Origin of the sequence: Pseudomonas sp. MOIL14HWK12:I2 (assembly GCF_000510745.1) — a bacterium.
Classification (GTDB): Bacteria; Pseudomonadota; Gammaproteobacteria; order Pseudomonadales; family Pseudomonadaceae; genus Chryseomonas; species Chryseomonas oryzihabitans.
In genome coordinates, this window is sequence record NZ_AZOA01000003.1 from 640,920 (window position 1) to 657,460 (window position 16,541).

At 66.8% G+C, this 16,541-nt stretch carries 11 protein-coding genes; 7 read left to right on the top strand and 4 right to left on the bottom strand.

The features are described from left to right. Positions 1–31 precede the first annotated feature (31 nt). Positions 32–2,863 carry a valine--tRNA ligase gene (locus tag PSK12I2_RS0102965; RefSeq protein ID WP_027597234.1) on the top strand — a complete coding sequence of 944 codons (2,832 nt, stop codon included), beginning with the start codon at positions 32–34 and terminating at the stop codon, positions 2,861–2,863. A 52-nt stretch (positions 2,864–2,915) separates the two neighbouring features. Beyond that, the gene (locus tag PSK12I2_RS0102970; protein WP_027597235.1) at positions 2,916–3,212 is read left to right on the top strand and encodes a helix-turn-helix domain-containing protein; all 297 of its coding nucleotides are present in this window, start codon (positions 2,916–2,918) and stop codon (positions 3,210–3,212) included. A 3-nt stretch (positions 3,213–3,215) separates the two neighbouring features. On the opposite strand, the gene PSK12I2_RS0102975 is transcribed toward PSK12I2_RS0102970, so the two are convergent. Beyond that, complete coding sequence (locus tag PSK12I2_RS0102975; protein ID WP_027597236.1) at positions 3,216–3,530, bottom strand: NGG1p interacting factor 3 protein, NIF3; 315 nt, start codon at positions 3,528–3,530, stop codon at positions 3,216–3,218. Positions 3,531–3,699: 169 nt separating this feature from the next. Further along, entirely contained in the window at positions 3,700–7,599 is a 3,900-nt protein-coding gene (gene purL, locus PSK12I2_RS0102980; protein WP_027597237.1) for a phosphoribosylformylglycinamidine synthase, read from the bottom strand. A 316-nt stretch (positions 7,600–7,915) separates the two neighbouring features. Here purL and mltF point away from each other — a divergent pair, with 316 nt between their 5' ends. Further along, complete coding sequence (gene mltF / locus PSK12I2_RS0102985; protein WP_027597238.1) at positions 7,916–9,400, top strand: membrane-bound lytic murein transglycosylase MltF; 1,485 nt, start codon at positions 7,916–7,918, stop codon at positions 9,398–9,400. 614 nt (positions 9,401–10,014) lie between these two features. Here the strand turns inward: mltF and tcdA are convergent. Next, positions 10,015–10,800, bottom strand: coding sequence for a tRNA cyclic N6-threonylcarbamoyladenosine(37) synthase TcdA (gene tcdA / locus PSK12I2_RS0102990; protein WP_007163033.1), 786 nt, complete (start codon positions 10,798–10,800; stop codon positions 10,015–10,017). 84 nt (positions 10,801–10,884) lie between these two features. Between tcdA and dapE the strand changes: the two genes are divergently transcribed. Genes dapE through PSK12I2_RS0103005 form a run of 3 tightly spaced genes read left to right on the top strand, consistent with a single transcriptional unit; the run spans position 10,885 to position 13,225 of the window. Further along, positions 10,885–12,027, top strand: a complete 1,143-nt coding sequence (gene dapE, locus PSK12I2_RS0102995) for a succinyl-diaminopimelate desuccinylase (protein ID WP_007163034.1) — start codon at positions 10,885–10,887, stop codon at positions 12,025–12,027. Beyond that, on the top strand, positions 12,024–12,836 hold the full coding sequence (locus PSK12I2_RS0103000) for a putative RNA methyltransferase (RefSeq protein WP_027597239.1): 813 nt from the start codon (positions 12,024–12,026) through the stop codon (positions 12,834–12,836). Before dapE ends, PSK12I2_RS0103000 begins: the two co-directional genes overlap by 4 nt. Before the next feature lie 5 nt (positions 12,837–12,841). Then, the gene (locus PSK12I2_RS0103005; RefSeq protein ID WP_027597240.1) at positions 12,842–13,225 is read left to right on the top strand and encodes a hypothetical protein; all 384 of its coding nucleotides are present in this window, start codon (positions 12,842–12,844) and stop codon (positions 13,223–13,225) included. A 182-nt stretch (positions 13,226–13,407) separates the two neighbouring features. On the opposite strand, the gene PSK12I2_RS0103010 is transcribed toward PSK12I2_RS0103005, so the two are convergent. Continuing rightward, positions 13,408–13,620: a cold-shock protein gene (locus tag PSK12I2_RS0103010; RefSeq protein WP_027597241.1), complete on the bottom strand. Its 213-nt coding sequence runs from the start codon at positions 13,618–13,620 to the stop codon at positions 13,408–13,410. 371 nt (positions 13,621–13,991) lie between these two features. Between PSK12I2_RS0103010 and plsB the strand changes: the two genes are divergently transcribed. Beyond that, positions 13,992–16,502, top strand: a complete 2,511-nt coding sequence (gene plsB / locus PSK12I2_RS0103015) for a glycerol-3-phosphate 1-O-acyltransferase PlsB (protein ID WP_027597242.1) — start codon at positions 13,992–13,994, stop codon at positions 16,500–16,502. Positions 16,503–16,541: the final 39 nt, after the last annotated feature.

A 16,541-nucleotide genomic window follows, 5' to 3' on the forward strand; every position in this document is an offset into this window, starting at 1 on the left:
CTTTCCTCTTCCAGCGACAAAAGCCCCCTCCATGGACAAGACCTACCAGCCGCACGCCATCGAAACCTCCTGGTACCAGACCTGGGAACGCCAGGGCTATTTCGCGCCCCAGGGGTCGGGCGAGCCCTACACCATCATGATCCCGCCGCCGAACGTGACCGGCAGCCTGCACATGGGCCATGGCTTCAACAACGCCATCATGGACGCCCTGATCCGTTTCCGCCGCATGCAGGGCCGCAACACCCTCTGGCAGCCGGGCACCGACCATGCCGGCATCGCCACCCAGATGCTGGTGGAGCGCCGCATCGGCGCCGAGGGCCTGTCGCGCCATGACCTGGGCCGGGAGAAATTCCTCGAGAAGGTCTGGGAATGGAAGAACGAATCCGGGGGCAACATCAGCCGGCAGATCCGCCGCCTGGGTTCCTCGGTGGACTGGTCGCGCGAGCGCTTCACCATGGACGACGGCCTCTCCGAGGCGGTCAAGGAAGCCTTCGTACGCCTGCACGAGGACGGCCTGATCTATCGCGGCAAACGCCTGGTCAACTGGGACACCAAGCTGCACACCGCCATTTCCGACCTGGAAGTGGAAAGCCATGACGAAAAGGGCCACCTCTGGCACCTGCGCTATCCGCTGGCCGATGGCGCCCGTACCGCCGAGGGCATGGACCATCTGGTGGTCGCCACCACCCGTCCCGAGACCCTGCTGGGTGACGCCGCCGTGGCCGTGCACCCGGAAGACCCGCGCTACAAGGACCTGATCGGCCAGTACGTCGAGCTGCCCCTGGTGGGCCGTCGCATTCCCATCGTCGGCGACGACTACTGCGACCCCGAATTCGGCACCGGCTGCGTCAAGATCACCCCGGCCCACGACTTCAACGACTATGAGGTCGGCAAGAGACACAACCTGCCGCTGATCAACGTCTTCGACGCCGATGCGGCCATCCTGCCCGGTGCTCAGGTATTCAACCTGGACGGCAGCGTCAATGGCATGTTCGACGCCACCCTCCCCGCCGCCTATGCCGGCCTGGACCGCTTCGAGGCGCGCAAGCGCATCGTCGCCGACCTGGACGCCGCCGGGCGCCTGGAAAAGATCGAGGACCACGCGCTCAAGGTGCCCAAGGGCGACCGCTCCGGCACCGTGATCGAGCCCTGGCTGACCGACCAGTGGTACGTCTCCACCAAGCCCCTGGCCGACAAGGCCATCGCCGTGGTCGAGAGCGGCGAGGTGCAATTCGTGCCCAAGCAGTACGAGAACATGTACTTCAGCTGGATGCGCGACATTCAGGACTGGTGCATCAGCCGCCAGCTCTGGTGGGGCCACCGCATTCCCGCCTGGTACGACCAGGCCGGCAACGTCTATGTCGGTCGCGACGAGGCCGAGGTGCGTGCCAAGCACGACCTGGGTGACATCGCCCTGCGCCAGGACGACGACGTGCTGGACACCTGGTTCAGCTCCGGCCTGTGGACCTTCTCCACCCTCGGCTGGCCCGAGCAGACCGAGGCGCTGAAGACCTTCCACCCCACCGACGTGCTGGTCACCGGCTTCGACATCATCTTCTTCTGGGTCGCCCGGATGATCATGCTGTCCACCCATCTGACCGGGCAGATCCCGTTCAAGACCGTCTACGTCCATGGCCTGGTGCGCGACGGCCAGGGCCAGAAGATGTCCAAGTCCAAGGGCAACGTGCTCGATCCCCTCGACATCGTTGACGGCATCGACCTGGACACCCTGCTGCAGAAGCGCACCAGTGGCCTGATGCAGCCCAAGCTGGCCGAGAAGATCGCCAAGCAGACCCGCGCCGAATTCCCGGACGGTATCGCCAGCTACGGCACCGACGCCCTGAGATTCACCTTCTGCTCCCTGGCCACCACCGGCCGCGACATCAAGTTCGACATGGGTCGCGTCGAGGGCTATCGCAACTTCTGCAACAAGCTGTGGAACGCGGCGAACTTCGTCATGGAGAACGTCGAGGGCCAGGACACCGGCGTCAACGACGAGCCCGTCGAGCTGTCCTCGGTGGATCGCTGGATCATCTCCCAGCTGCAGCGCACCGAGGCCGAGGTGACCCGTCAGCTCGACGCCTTCCGCTTCGACCTGGCCACCCAGGCGCTCTACGAATTCGTCTGGGACGAGTACTGCGCCTGGTACCTGGAGCTGGTCAAGCCGGTGCTGTGGGACGAGAACGCCTCCCTCGAGCGTCAGCGCGGCACCCGCCGTACCCTGGCGCGAGTGCTGGAAGTGGTGCTGCGCCTAGCGCACCCCTTCATGCCCTTCATCACCGAGGAAATCTGGCAGCGCCTCAAGGCGCCGGCCGGCGTCCAGGGCGAGACCCTGATGCTGCAACCCTGGCCGGTGGCCAACGAGGCGCGTATCGACGCCGCCGCCGAAGACGACATCGAATGGGTCAAGGCACTGATGCTGGGCGTGCGGCAGATTCGTGGCGAGATGAAGATTTCCATGGCCAAGCGCATCGACATCATCGTCGCCAACGCCAGTGCCGAGGACCAGCGCCGCCTGGCCGATTTCGAGCCGCTGCTGAACAAGCTGGCCAAGCTGGAATCGGTCCGCGTGCTGGCCGCCGGTGAAGAAGCGCCGATGTCCGCCACCACCCTGGTCGGCGAGATGGAAGTGCTGGTGCCCATGGCCGGCCTGATCGACAAGGACGCGGAACTGGCGCGCCTGGACAAGGAGATCGGCCGCCTGGAAGGCGAGGTCAAGCGCGTCGGCGGCAAGCTGGGCAACGAAGGCTTCGTCGCCAAGGCGCCCGCCGAGGTCCTGGAAAAGGAACGCGCCAAACTGGCCGAGGCCGAGCAGGCCCTGGCCAAGCTGGTGGACCAGCGGCAGCGCATCGCCACCCTCTGATGCCCCTGAAGCCCACCCTCGCGGTGGGCTTTTTATTGCCAGGACGATTCTCATGGATGTGAGCAAGACCAAGACCAGCTTCTATCGCCGGCTCTATGTGGCCTGGCTGGTGGCCAGTGGCACCGCCACCAGCGTACCAGCCCTGATGGCCGCCACCGGCATGCCGCGGCGCACGGCCCAGGACACCCTGCTGGCCCTGGCCGATCTGGATATCGACTGCCAGTTCGTGCAGGGTGAAGGCGCCCGCAACAACGCAGGTGGCTACGAGATTCGCGACTGGGGTGCGGTGGATCCGCGCTGGATCGAGCGTGAGCTGGCGCAGATCAAGGCGGTCCTGGGCTATCCCTGAGCCCTAGAAATCCAGCACCTGCACCACGTCATAGGCCGGCGTCTCATAGGGATGCGCCGCCTTGAGCGCCGCCACGGCCTGGCGGGCGATCGGCTCNTCGGCCAGCACCAGCTCCACCCNCCATTCCTCCAGTTGTTCGAGACTGCCCTGCTCGCCCAGGTGCGGCTGGCTGCCCGCTAGCGGACGGAATTGGCCGAGGCCCCGGACCTGCCAGCAGCAGCTGTCATAGCGGCCGATGCGACCGCCGCCCACGGCGAAGATCGCCTGCTTGACGGTTTCCAGGTGGGAGTCGGGGACGTAGAAGCAGAGTTTGAGCATGGAAGGCGCTCTCGGGCTGGGCGGCCCTCACCCCAGCCCTCTCCCTGAGGGAGAGGGGGTAAGAGCGCAGCGGCGGACGCCTGGTGGCTCGCCGTCGGTTTGGAAAAAGGGCGTATGAGCCAGGCTCACCCGACCGCAGGTCGAGCAAGCCTGGCCAGGCGCCGAACCCTCAATCCACCCAGACCCGCGCATTGCGGAACAGGCGCATCCAGCCGCCGTCCTCGCCCTGCCAGTCGGCCGGGATCCAGGAGTTCTGCACGGCCCGGAAGCAGCGCTCGGGGTGCGGCATCATCAAGAGCACGCGACCGTCCTGGCTGGACAGACCGGTAATGCCCAGCGGCGAGCCGTTGGGGTTGGCCGGATAGGTCTCGGTGACCTTGCTGTGACCATCGACATAGCGCAGCGCCACGGTACCGGAGACGTCAGCCGCGACCAGCGCCTGCTGATTGGGGTACTCGGCGAAGCCTTCGCCGTGGGCGATGGCGATGGGCAGCCGCGACCCGGCCATGCCGGCGAGGAACAGCGACGGCGAATCCTGCACCTGGACCATGGCCACCCGCGCCTCGAACTGCTCGGAGCGGTTGCGCACGAAGCGCGGCCAGAATTCGCTGCCGGGCACCAGCTCGCGCAGGTTGGCGACCATCTGGCAGCCGTTGCACACGCCCAGGGTGAAGGTATCGGTGCGCTCGAAGAACTGCTGGAAGCCGTCACGGGCGCGGGCGTTGAACAGGATGGACTTGGCCCAGCCACCGCCGGCGCCGAGGACGTCGCCATAGGAGAAGCCGCCACAGGCCACCACACCCTTGAAGTCCGCCAGGTCGATGCGCCCGGAGAGAATGTCGCTCATGTGCACGTCGATGGCGGCGAAACCGGCCCGATCGAAGGCCGCACCCATCTCCACCTGGCCGTTGACGCCCTGCTCGCGCAGGATGGCGACCTGCGGCCGCACGCCCTTCTTGATGTAGGGGGCGCAGATGTCTTCGTTGGGGTCATAGGCCAGCTTGGCCGACAGCCCCGGATGATCCTCTTCCAGCAGGGCATCGAATTCCTGCTGGGCGCACTCGGCGTTGTCGCGCAGGCGCTGGATCTGGAAGCTGGTCTCGCTCCAGACGCGCTGCAGCATGCGCCGCTCGGCCCGGTAGAGGTGCTCGTCGTGGTAGTGGATGTTGATCTCGTAGCCGTTGACCGGGTTGCCGATGACCGCCACGCAGTCTTCCAGACCGGCCGCGCTGAACTGGGCCAGCACTTCATGGGTGAAGTCCTGGGGCACCTGGATGACGGCGCCCAGTTCTTCGGCGAACAGCGCACGGGTCAGCTCGTCACGGTCGGCGGCCAGGGCATCCAGGCGCAGGGCCAGGCCGCAGTGACCGGCGAAGGCCATTTCCACCAGGGTGGTGATGAGGCCGCCGTCGGAACGGTCGTGGTAGGCCAGCAGCAGGCCGTCCTGGTTGAGGCCCTGGATCACGGCGAAGAAGGCCTTGAGGTCTTCGGCTTCGTCGACGTCGGGAGCCTGCTGGCCGAGCTTGCCGTGGGTCTGGGCGAGGATGGAGCCGCCCAGGCGATTCTGGCCGCGACCCAGGTCGATGAGGATCAGGTCGGTCTGGCCCTTGTCCAGGCGCAGCTGCGGGGTCAGGGTGCGGCGGATGTCCTGCACCGGGGCGAAGCCGGTGATCACCAGCGACAGCGGCGCGGTGACGCTCTTGTCTTCGCCGCCGTCCTGCCAGCGGGTCTTCATGGACATGGAGTCCTTGCCGACCGGGATGGTGATGCCCAGCTGCGGGCACAGCTCCATGCCCACCGCCTTGACGGTTTCATAGAGGCGCGCGTCTTCGCCCGGGTGGCCGGCAGCGGCCATCCAGTTGGCAGAGAGCTTGATGTCGCCGAGCTTATCGATCCGCGCGGCGGCCAGGTTGGTGATGGTCTCGCCGATGGCCATGCGGCCGGAAGCGGGCGCGTCGAGCAACGCCAGCGGGGTGCGCTCGCCCATGGCCATGGCTTCGCCGGTGTGGACGTCGAAGCTGGTGGCGGTCACGGCGCAGTCGGCCACCGGCACCTGCCAGGGGCCGACCATCTGGTCGCGGGCGACCAGACCGGTGATGGTGCGGTCGCCGATGGTGATCAGGAAGCTCTTGCTGGCCACGGCCGGGTGACGCAGGACGCGCTCCACCGACTCGGTCAGGTCCAGGCCGGCGCCATCGAAGGCGTCGCCCAGTTCGGCTTCACGGGTCGCGCTGCGGTGCATGCGCGGCGGCTTGCCGAGCAGGACGTCCAGCGGCATGTCCACGGCGTTGTTGCCGAAGTGGCTGTCGGCCACGGTCAGCTGGCGCTCCTCGGTGGCCTCGCCGACCACGGCGAAGGGGCAGCGCTCGCGTTCGCAGATGGCCTTGAAGGTCTCGAAGTTCTCGGCGTCCACGGAGAGCACGTAGCGCTCCTGGGACTCGTTGCACCAGATCTCCAGCGGGCTCATGCCCGGCTCGTCGTTGGGCACGTTGCGCAGTTCGAAACGACCGCCGCGACCGGCATCGTTGACCAGCTCGGGGAAGGCATTGGACAGACCGCCCGCACCCACGTCGTGGATGAAGGTGATGGGGTTGTTTTCACCCAGCTGCCAGCAGCGGTCGATGACCTCCTGGCAGCGGCGCTCCATTTCCGGGTTCTCGCGCTGCACCGAGGCGAAATCCAGGTCGGCGGAGCTGGCGCCGGTGGACATGGACGAGGCCGCGCCACCGCCCAGGCCGATCAGCATGGCCGGGCCGCCCAGCACGATGAGCTTGCCGCCCACCGAGATGTCGCCCTTCTGCACGTGGTCGGCGCGGATGTTGCCCAGGCCGCCGGCGAGCATGATCGGCTTGTGGTAGCCACGCACCTCGGGACCGCGGGGGGTCTCGACCTGCTGTTCGAAGGTACGGAAGTAGCCGGCCAGGGCCGGACGCCCGAATTCGTTGTTGAAGGCGGCGCCGCCGAGCGGGCCTTCGATCATGATGTCCAGCGGGGTGACGATGCGCTCGGGCTTGCCGTAGGGCTGTTCCCAGGGCTGCTCGAAACCGGGGATGTTCAGGTTGGAGACGGTGAAGCCGGTCAGGCCCGCCTTGGGCTTGGAGCCGCGACCGGTGGCGCCTTCGTCGCGGATCTCGCCGCCGGAGCCGGTCGAGGCGCCGGGGAAGGGAGCGATGGCGGTCGGGTGGTTGTGGGTCTCCACCTTCATCAGGATGTGCACGGGTTGGCTGTGCGCGCCGTACTCGCGGGACTCGGCGTCGGGGTAGAAGCGCCCGGCGGTGAAGCCTTCCATGACCGCGGCGTTGTCCTTGTAGGCGGACAGCACGCCGGTGCGGTTCATCTCGTAGGTATTCTTGATCATGCCGAACAGGGACTTCTCCTGGCTCTCGCCGTCGATGTCCCAACTGGCGTTGAAGATCTTGTGCCGGCAGTGCTCGGAGTTGGCCTGGGCGAACATCATGAGTTCGACGTCGTGGGGGTTGCGCCCCAGGGTGGTGAAGCTCTTCACCAGGTAGTCGATCTCGTCTTCGGCCAGGGCCAGGCCCAGCTCCAGGTTGGCCTGTTCCAGGGCCGCGCGACCGCCGCCGAGCACGTCCACCGCGGTGAGCGGCTTGGGCGTGGCATGGCTGAAGATGTCGGCGGCGGCGTCCAGGGTCGGCAGCACGCGCTGGGTCATGCGGTCGTGCAGGGCCGCGGCCAGTTGCGCATGGGCGGCGGCGTCCAGCTCGCCGGCAACGTAGTAGGCCACGCCGCGCTCCAGGCGCTCGATCTGCGCCAGGCCACAGTTGTGGGCGATGTCGGTGGCCTTGCTCGACCAGGGCGAGATGGTGCCCAGACGGGGCACGATGAGGAACAGCGCGCCGCTGGGTTCCTGCTGGGGGACGCTGGGGCCGTATTGCAGCAGTCGGCCGAGGATGCCCTCTTCCTCCGCGCTCAGGGTGCCGGCGACTTCGGCGAAATGAACGAACTCGGCATAGAGCCCGGAGACACCGGGAACCAGGCGAGTCAGCTGGTCGAGAAGTTTGCCGTGACGGAACGAAGAAAGAGCGGGAGCGCCGCGCAGGATCAGCATCGGGGACAGCCTCGGGGCCAAGTCACTTTGGGGCCGTGCATTCTAGCCTAAAGGCGCGCCGGGGACACCTTCCGGCGACGAGGGTTCATCCAGCCTTACCACCACTCTTGTATGTATAAAATGGGCGCTTTGCCACTTCTCGCGTATACTGCCCGCCGATACGGCCTGCCGCGCCCCATGGACGCGGCTCCACATTGGGCTCAGGATAGAGCCTTTGGCCGGACCGGTGGCGCGGAGCGTCCCGACTATAACGAGTGCCCGGAGGGGCCGACCGATGAGGCGCGTCAGCAAGGCGCCAGTGCCGTTTTGATGCCGTATGGCCGAGCTAGCCCATTTGAATAAAGCCTTCAAGCGATTCGCCTGGCTTACCCTGCCCTTTCTCGCCTTGCTCATGAGCTGCGGGGAAGCGGACGTGCCTGCGCCGCCCAAGCCGACCGCGCTGGAGCAGGTGCAGCAGGCCGGCGTCCTGCGCGTGGTGACGCGCAACAGTCCGGCGACCTATTTCCAGGACCGTAACGGCGAGACCGGCTTCGAATACGAACTGGTCAAGGGCTTCGCCGAATCGCTCAAGGTGCGCCTGGAAATCAGCACCGCCGACAACCTCGACGACCTCTTCAATCGCCTGACCGCGCCCGACGGCCCGGTGATCGCCGCCGCAGGCCTCACGCCCTCGGTCAATCGCCAGAATCTGAAATTCTCCCGCAGCTATCTGGATGTGGTACCCCAGGTCATCTACCGCAACGGCACCGTCCGCCCCAGCACCCCCAAGGACATGGTCGGCAAGCGCATCCTGGTGCTCAAGGGCAGCAGCCAGGCCCAGCAACTCAGGGCGCTGCAGGCCCAGGTGCCGGAGCTCACCTTCGACGAGTCCGATCAGGTGGAGGTCAGCGACCTCTTGCGCATGGTCGACGAAGGCCAGATCGACCTGACCCTGGTGGACTCCAACGAACTGGCCATGAACCAGGTCTATTTCCCCAACGTGCGGGTGGCCTTCGACCTCGGCGACAACCAGGGCCAGGCCTGGGCGCTGCAACCCGGCGAGGACAATAGCCTGCTCGACGCGGTCAACGCCTACCTCGACAAGGTCCGCCGCGACGGCACCCTGCAGCAGCTCAAGGAGCGCTACTACGGCCACGTCGACGTGCTCGGCTACGTGGGCGCCTACACCTTCGCCCAGCACCTGCAGGAACGCCTGCCCAAGTACGAGAAGCACTTTCGCAAGGTGGCGCAGAAGCATCAGCTGGACTGGCGCCTGCTCGCTGCCATGGGCTACCAGGAATCGCTATGGACGCCGGACGCCACCTCCAAGACCGGAGTGCGCGGCCTGATGATGCTGACCAACAACACCGCCCAGGCCATGGGCGTGTCCAATCGCCTGGATCCCGAGCAGAGCATCACCGGCGGTGCCAAGTATTTCGACCAGATCCGCGACGAGCTGCCCGACAGCATCAACGAACCGGATCGCACCTGGTTCGCCCTGGCCACCTACAACATCGGCATCGCCCACATCCTCGACGCCCGCCGCCTGGCCGAATCCCAGGGCCTGGATCCGGATCGCTGGCTGGACGTGAAGAAGATGCTGCCGCGCCTGGCGCAGAAGCAGTGGTACAGCAAGACCCGCTACGGCTACGCCCGCGGCGGCGAAACGGTGGAATTCGTGCAGAACGTGCGCCGTTACTACGACATCCTCACCTGGACCACCCAGCCGCAGATGGAAGGCCAGCAACTGGCCAAGACCGGCCTCCACGTCCCCGCCATCGCCGACGACCGCCCCGCCCGGGAAACGCCGCAGGATATGTAAAGAGAGACGTACCGTCGTCCGTCCGATGCGCCATTACCACCCCCTCTCCCTCGGGGAGAGGGCTGGGGTGAGGGCTGACTCGCTCGAAACCTCGTAGCGTGGAAAACCGCTCAGCGTTTTCCACTGGCACCCCGGCACCTCCCGCGTGGACAAGGCTGCGCCGTTGTCCACCCTACCTAGCTGAGGCGTGCCGTCGTTCAGCCGATGCGCCGGTACCACCCCCTCTCCCTCGGGGAGAGGGCTGACTCGCTCGAAACCTCGTAGCCTGGAAAACCGCGCAGCGTTTTCCACTGGCATCCCGACACCCTTCCCGCGTGGACAAGGCTGCGCCGTTGTCCACCCTACCTAGCTGAGGCGTGCCGTTGTCTAAGCCGATGCGCCGGTACCACCCCCTCTCCCTCGGGGAGAGGGCTGGGGTGAGGGCAGACTCACTCGAAACCTCGTAGCGTGGAAAACCGCGCAGCGTTTTCCACTGGCACCCCGGCACCTCCCGCGTGGACAAGGCTGCGCCGTTGTCCACCCTACGCGCCCGCGGGCGCCTTCACGCCCGACAGGGCCGGCTCGATCGGGGCACCGTTGGGCTTCGCTGCGCTCAACCCAACCGACGAAAAGCGCTATTTCTTCGGCTTCTGGATCAGCTTGTCCACGGCGCGGGCGGCGGCGACCATGCCGAAGGTGGCGGTCACCATCATCACCGCGCCAAAGCCGCCGGCGCAGTCCAGGCGGACGCCTTCGCCGACGAAACTCTTCTGCTGGCAGACGCTGCCGTCAGGCTTGGGATAGCGCAGTTGCTCGGTGGAAAAGACGCAGGGCACGCTGTAGTGGCGACTGGGATTGCGCGAGAAGCCGTAGTCGCGGCGCAGCAGCGAGCGGACCCGCGAGGCCAGGGGGTCGTTGTAGGTGCGATTGAGGTCGACCACCTGGATCTGGGTGGGGTCGATCTGGCCGCCGGCGCCGCCGGTGGTGACGATGGCGATCTTGCGCCTCTTGCACCAGGCGATCAGCGCCGCCTTGGAGGCCACGCTGTCGATGCAGTCCAGCACCAGGTCGAGCTCTTCGGTGATGTAGTCGGCCATGGTCTCGCGGGTGACGAAGTCTGCCACCGCCTTGACCTGGCAGGCCGGATTGATGGCCTGGATGCGTTCGGCCATCACCGTGACCTTGGGCCGCCCCACCTGGCCTTCCAGCGCATGCACCTGGCGATTGGTGTTGCTGACGCAGACGTCGTCCAGATCGAACAGGCTTATGCGGCCGACGCCGCTGCGGGCCAGGGCCTCGGCGGCCCAGGAGCCCACCCCGCCGATGCCGACCACGGCGACATGACTGGCGGCCAGGCGCTCGACGGCCTCCTGCCCATAGAGCCGGGCGATCCCGCCGAAGCGTTGTTCATCGAACGTCATGAAGGCTTTCCACAAAAGCCACAGTATAGGTTTTCCTTTACCATACCGCTCCCCCTGAACCCTAGCCGCCTCCCGGGACCCGCCATGACCACCGCCCTCACCCCCACCCTGGAACTCGCCTGCGACCTCATCGGCCGGGCCTCGGTCACGCCGCTGGACGAAGGCTGCCAGGCCCTGATGATGCAGCGCCTGGAGCGCCTGGGCTTCGCCCTCGAACCCCTGCGCATCGAAGAGGTGGACAACTTCTGGGCGCGGCGTGGCGGCGCGGGTCCGGTGCTGTGCTTCGCCGGGCACACCGACGTGGTGCCCACCGGCCCCCTGGAGGCCTGGCAGCAGGCCCCCTTCAATGCCCACGTGGATGCCGACGGCATGCTTCGCGGTCGCGGCGCCGCCGACATGAAGGGCAGCCTGGCGAGCATGATCATCGCCGTGGAGCGCTTCGTCGCCGACCACCCGGACCATCGCGGCGCCATCGCCTTCCTCATCACCAGTGACGAGGAAGGCCCCGCCCTGCACGGCACCCGTGCCGTGGTCGAGCGCCTCCGCGAGCGCGGCGAACGACTGGACTGGTGCATCGTCGGCGAACCCTCCAGCACCCGGCTGCTGGGCGACGTGGTCAAGAACGGGCGTCGCGGCTCGCTCAACGGTCGCCTGACCGTGCGCGGCAAACAGGGCCATGTGGCCTATCCGCACCTGGCGCGCAACCCCATTCATCTGGCCGCCCAGGCGCTGGCGGATCTGGCCGCCGAACAGTGGGACGCGGGCAACGCCTTCTTCCCGCCCACCAGCTTCCAGATCTCCAACGTCAATTCCGGCACCGGCGCCGGCAACGTGGTGCCGGGCGAGCTGCAGGCGCTGTTCAACTTCCGCTTCTCCACCGAATCCACCGTGGAGGGCCTGCAGGCCCGGGTCGAGGCCATCCTCGATCGCCACGGCCTGGACTGGCACATCGACTGGTCGCTGTCCGGCCTGCCCTTCCTCACCGAGCCGGGCGACCTGCTCGACGCCGTCTCGGCCAGCGTGGAAGCCGTCACCGGCTACCGCCCCGAAGCCTCCACCAGCGGCGGCACCTCGGACGGTCGCTTCATCGCCACCCTGGGCGCCCAGGTGGTGGAACTGGGTCCGGTCAACGCCACCATCCACCAGGTGGACGAGCACGTGCTGGCCAGCGACCTGGATCTACTGACCGAGGTGTACTACGGCACCCTGGTGCGGTTGCTGGCATGAAGCTGATCTGTCCGCTCTGCCAGGCCCCGCTGGCCGAACTCGAGGGTGGCGTCGGGTGCGCCGCCGGTCATAGATTCGACCGTGCCCGCCAGGGCTATCTGAACCTCCTGCCGGTGCAGCACAAGAAGAGTCTGGACCCGGGCGACAACGCCGCCATGGTCGAGGCCCGCCGACGCTTTCTCGATGCCGGTCACTATGTGCCCCTGGCCGAGCGCCTGGCGCACGTGGCCACCGAACGCGCACCCCAGCGCTGGATCGACGTGGGCTGCGGCGAAGGCTTCTATACCGCGCGCCTGGCCCAGGCGCTGCCCGCGGCCGACGGCTATGCCCTGGACATCTCCCGCGAGGCGGTGCGCCGCGCCTGCCGGCGTACCCCGGCGCTGACCTGGCTGGTGGCGAGCATGGCGCGCCTGCCGCTGCCGGACGCCAGTTGCCAGCTGCTGGCCAGTGTCTTCAGCCCCATCGACTGGGCTGAAGCCCAGCGCGTGCTGGCACCCGGCGGCGGCATCCTGCGCCTGGGTCCGGCCAGCGCCCACCTGCTGGAGCTGCGCCAGCGGCTCTATGACGAGGTGCGCGACTATGCCGAAGACAAGCACCTGCAGGATCTGCCGAAGGGCCTGGAACTGGCCCACAGCGAGGGGCTCGAATTCGTGCTGCCGCTGGCCGAACGCCAGACCCGTGAAGACCTGCTGGCCATGACCCCCCACGGTTGGCGCGTCAACGCCGAACGCCGGGAGCGGGTCCTCGCCGAGCCCTTCGAGGTGCGGGTGGCAGTACGTTACGATTGGATCGTCAAATCCGGAGCCTAAGCCCCATGCGCCAGCCCGATATCGAAATCTATCTCAAGGACGTCGACCAGGACGCCGTCTCGGCCTGGCTCGAACAGGTGTTCGCCATGCCCTGCGCCTGGCAGGCGCTCGGGCAAACCTTCAAGTGCACCCTGCGCTATGGCGGCGAGTCCATTCCGGTCACCTGGCTGCCGAAGGCGGTGGGCAAATGGCACAGCCTGCTGCTGGAAAGCGATGTATCGCCCTGGGTGGATGACCTGGCCTGTGCCCGCGATGCCCAGGCGGCCCTGCAGGTGCAGGTGCGCTGCGCGCCAAGTGGCTGGAGCGAGGAAGAAGAGGAAGAAGCCGCCGATCGCTGGTTGAAGGTGACGGAGGCGGGCGTCGAAGAGATCGTCTGGCGCACCGAGTGACCAGAGCCTATTTAAAGTCTGCTGCGCGTCGGCCAAACGGCGTTGAAAAGCCCTTCGGAATGCTCATTTACCACTCGTAAACTCCGCTTCCTCAGGTCTTTTCGCCTTGTTTGGCTCTAGCTCGCGAGACTTTGAACAGACTCTAAACTTGCGAGGAGCCTTGCGCTCCTCGCACAGCGGGCCTAGACCCGGGCCACGTCTTCGGCTTGCAGGCCCTTCTGGCCCTCGACCACCGAGAACTCCACCTGCTGGCCTTCGGTCAGGGAGCGGTGGCCCTCACCACGGATGGCGCGGTAGTGAACGAACACGTCGGCACCGCCCTCGCGTTGAATGAATCCATATCCCTTGGCGTCATTGAACCACTTGACGGTCCCGGTTTCGCGTTGCTCACCCATCACATCTCTCCGAAGCTTTCTGGATTTCCTATCCCCGCTCGCCACAGCCTGGGCGACCGGGTTGCCTTTTGGTATCGGTGCGGATCGCGCATCGGATCGGTCGCCAGGCTGACAGCCCGGGTCCGACCACTGGCAACAACTTGCCGACACCTTATGAAGCATGGCTTTCCCGGCAAAAGCAACGTTCTTTACGCAAAGTGCCATCACGGCTGAAAGCCGCGTCAGCGCCGGGTTTTCGACGATTTAAGCGGCATTTTTTCGACAGCGGGGACAAGGCGCCGACTGCCGGGTCGAAGTCAGAACAACACAGGCGGTTTTACGCCCGCCAGGCCATCCGGCACACTGCCGCCCCGTCATTCCGGTAGCCCTCCATGACCCGTTCGCCGCTGCGCCTTCTGGCCTTCTCGCTGCTCAAGCGCCTGCTCTATCTCTGGGTTCGCTCCGAGACCACCCAGGCGGCCAGTCTGCTCAGCCGCATCGATCCCGCCAAGCCGGTGCTCTATGTCCTCCCCGAAGCCTCGCTGAGCGATCTGGCGGTGCTCGACCGGGAGTGCCGCAAGGCCGGGCTGCCGCGACCGCTACGCCCGCTGGTGCTGGGTAGCAAGACCGAGCCACTGGCCTACTTCAACGCCACCGGCAAGGCCAACTGGCGCGGGCGCCCGGCGCGGCGCTCGGTGCCCCCCACCCTGCGCCGGGTGGTCACCGCGGTGACCGAGCAGCAGCTGGAAGACGTCCAGCTGGTGCCGGTCAGCGTCTTCTGGGGTCAGTCGCCGGATCGCGAGACCAGTCCCTGGAAACTGCTCTGGGCGGACAACTGGGTGGTGACCGGCCGGCTGCGCAAGCTGGCGCGCATCCTGGTGCTGGGCCGGCTGACCCGGGTGCAATTCTCCAAGCCGCTGTCCCTGGGCGAACTGGCCAGTCAGCGCCCCGATCCGCAACGCCTGGAGCGTCTGGTGATGCGCCGGCTGCGCATCCACTTCCGCAACGTGCGCCAGGCGGTGATCGGTCCGGACCTGTCGCACCGGCGCACCCTGCTGCGCGGCCTGCTGCGGGCACCCCAGGTGCGGGCGACCATCGCCCACGAGATCGCCCAGCGCAAGGCCACTCCCGGGCGCATCGAAGACGAGGCGGCGCACTATGCCCGGGAGATCGCCTCGGACTTCTCCTATCCGGTGGTGCGCTGCCTGGACGTCGGTCTGCGCTGGTTCTGGAACAGCATCTACGATGGCGTCACGGTCAGCCACATCGAGCGGATCCAGGAGATGGCGCCCGGTCATACCGTGGTCTACGTCCCCTGCCACCGCAGCCACATCGACTACCTGCTGCTCTCCTACCTGCTGTTCCAGAACGGCCTGACCCCGCCGCACATCGCCGCCGGCATCAACCTGGACATGCCGGTGGTGGGCAACATCCTGAGACGCGGCGGTGCCTTCTTCATGAGGCGCAGCTTCAAGGGCAATGCCCTCTATGCCGCGGTGTTCAACGAGTATCTGCACAGCCTGTTCAGCCGCGGCTTCTCCACCGAGTACTTCGTCGAGGGCGGTCGCTCGCGGACCGGCCGCACCCTGCAGCCACGCACCGGCATGCTGGCCATGACCCTGCGCAGCTTTCTGCGCGACTCGCGGCGGCCCATCGTCTTCGTGCCGGTGTACATCGGCTACGAAAAGGTCTTCGAGGGTCGCACCTACCTTGGCGAACTGCGCGGCGCGGCCAAGAAGAAGGAATCCATCTTCGACCTGGTCAAGGTCTTCGGCGCCCTGCGCCAGCGCTTCGGCCGGGTCTGGGTCAACTTCGGCGAGCCCATCCCGCTGCAGAGCTTTCTCGATGCCCGCCGTCCAGGCTGGCGCGACGAACCCCTGGGCGAAGACCTGAAGCCCGCCTGGTTCAATTCGGTCACCCACGAACTGGGCGAGCGGGTGGTGCGCCGCATCAATGCCGCGGCGGCCGTCACCCCGGTCAACCTAGTGGCCCTGGCGCTGCTCTCGACCCATCGCCAGGCCCTCGACGAAGGCGCCCTGGTGCGCGCCATCGACCTCTATCTGGATCTGCTGAAACGGGTCCCCTACTCCACCAGCGTCACCCTGCCCGAGGGCGACGGCCAGGCGATCATCGAAGAGGTGCGCGCCCTCGGCTTCCTCTCCGAGCAGCAGGACGCCCTGGGGCGCATCCTCTACCTGGACGAGCAGAACGCGGTGCTGATGACCTACTACCGCAACAACGTCCTGCACCTCTTCGCCATCCCGGCGCTGATCGCCAGCTTCTTCCAGAACACCGGGCGCATGACCCGCGAGCTGATCCATAGATTCGCCCTGGCGCTCTATCCCTATCTGCAGGCCGAGCTGTTCATCCACTGGGAGCGCGAGGAGCTGCCGCTGGTGCTGGACGGCTGGCTGGAGGCCATGGTGGAGCGCGGTCTGCTGCGTATCGAGGACGACGTCTTCGTGCGCGCGGCGCCCAGCTCGCGGCAGTTCGTCCGCCTCACCCTGCTGGCGCGGGCCATCCTGCAGACCCTGCAGCGCTACTACATGACCACCGCGCTGATCCTCAACCACGGGCAGAACAGCCTGACCGCGCCGCAGCTGGAAGAACTCTGCACGGTGATGGCCCAGCGGCTGTCGGTGCTGCATGGCCTCAATGCGCCGGAATTCTTCGACAAGTCGCTGTTCCGCCACTTCATCCAGACGCTGCTGGCGGAAGGGGTGCTGCGCAAGGCCGACGACGGCACCCTGGGCCACCATGAACTGCTTGGTGAACTGGCCGAGGGTGCGGGCAAGCGGGTGCTGCCGGCGGAGATTCGCCTGTCGATCCGCCAGGTGGCCCTGGATCGGCCCGAGGCCCCGGACCTGCCGGAAGCCGAATCCCCTGTGCCCGCCGGCAACTAAGCCAGCATCCATGGGTCACAGCAGTCGATTTCAGTCCAG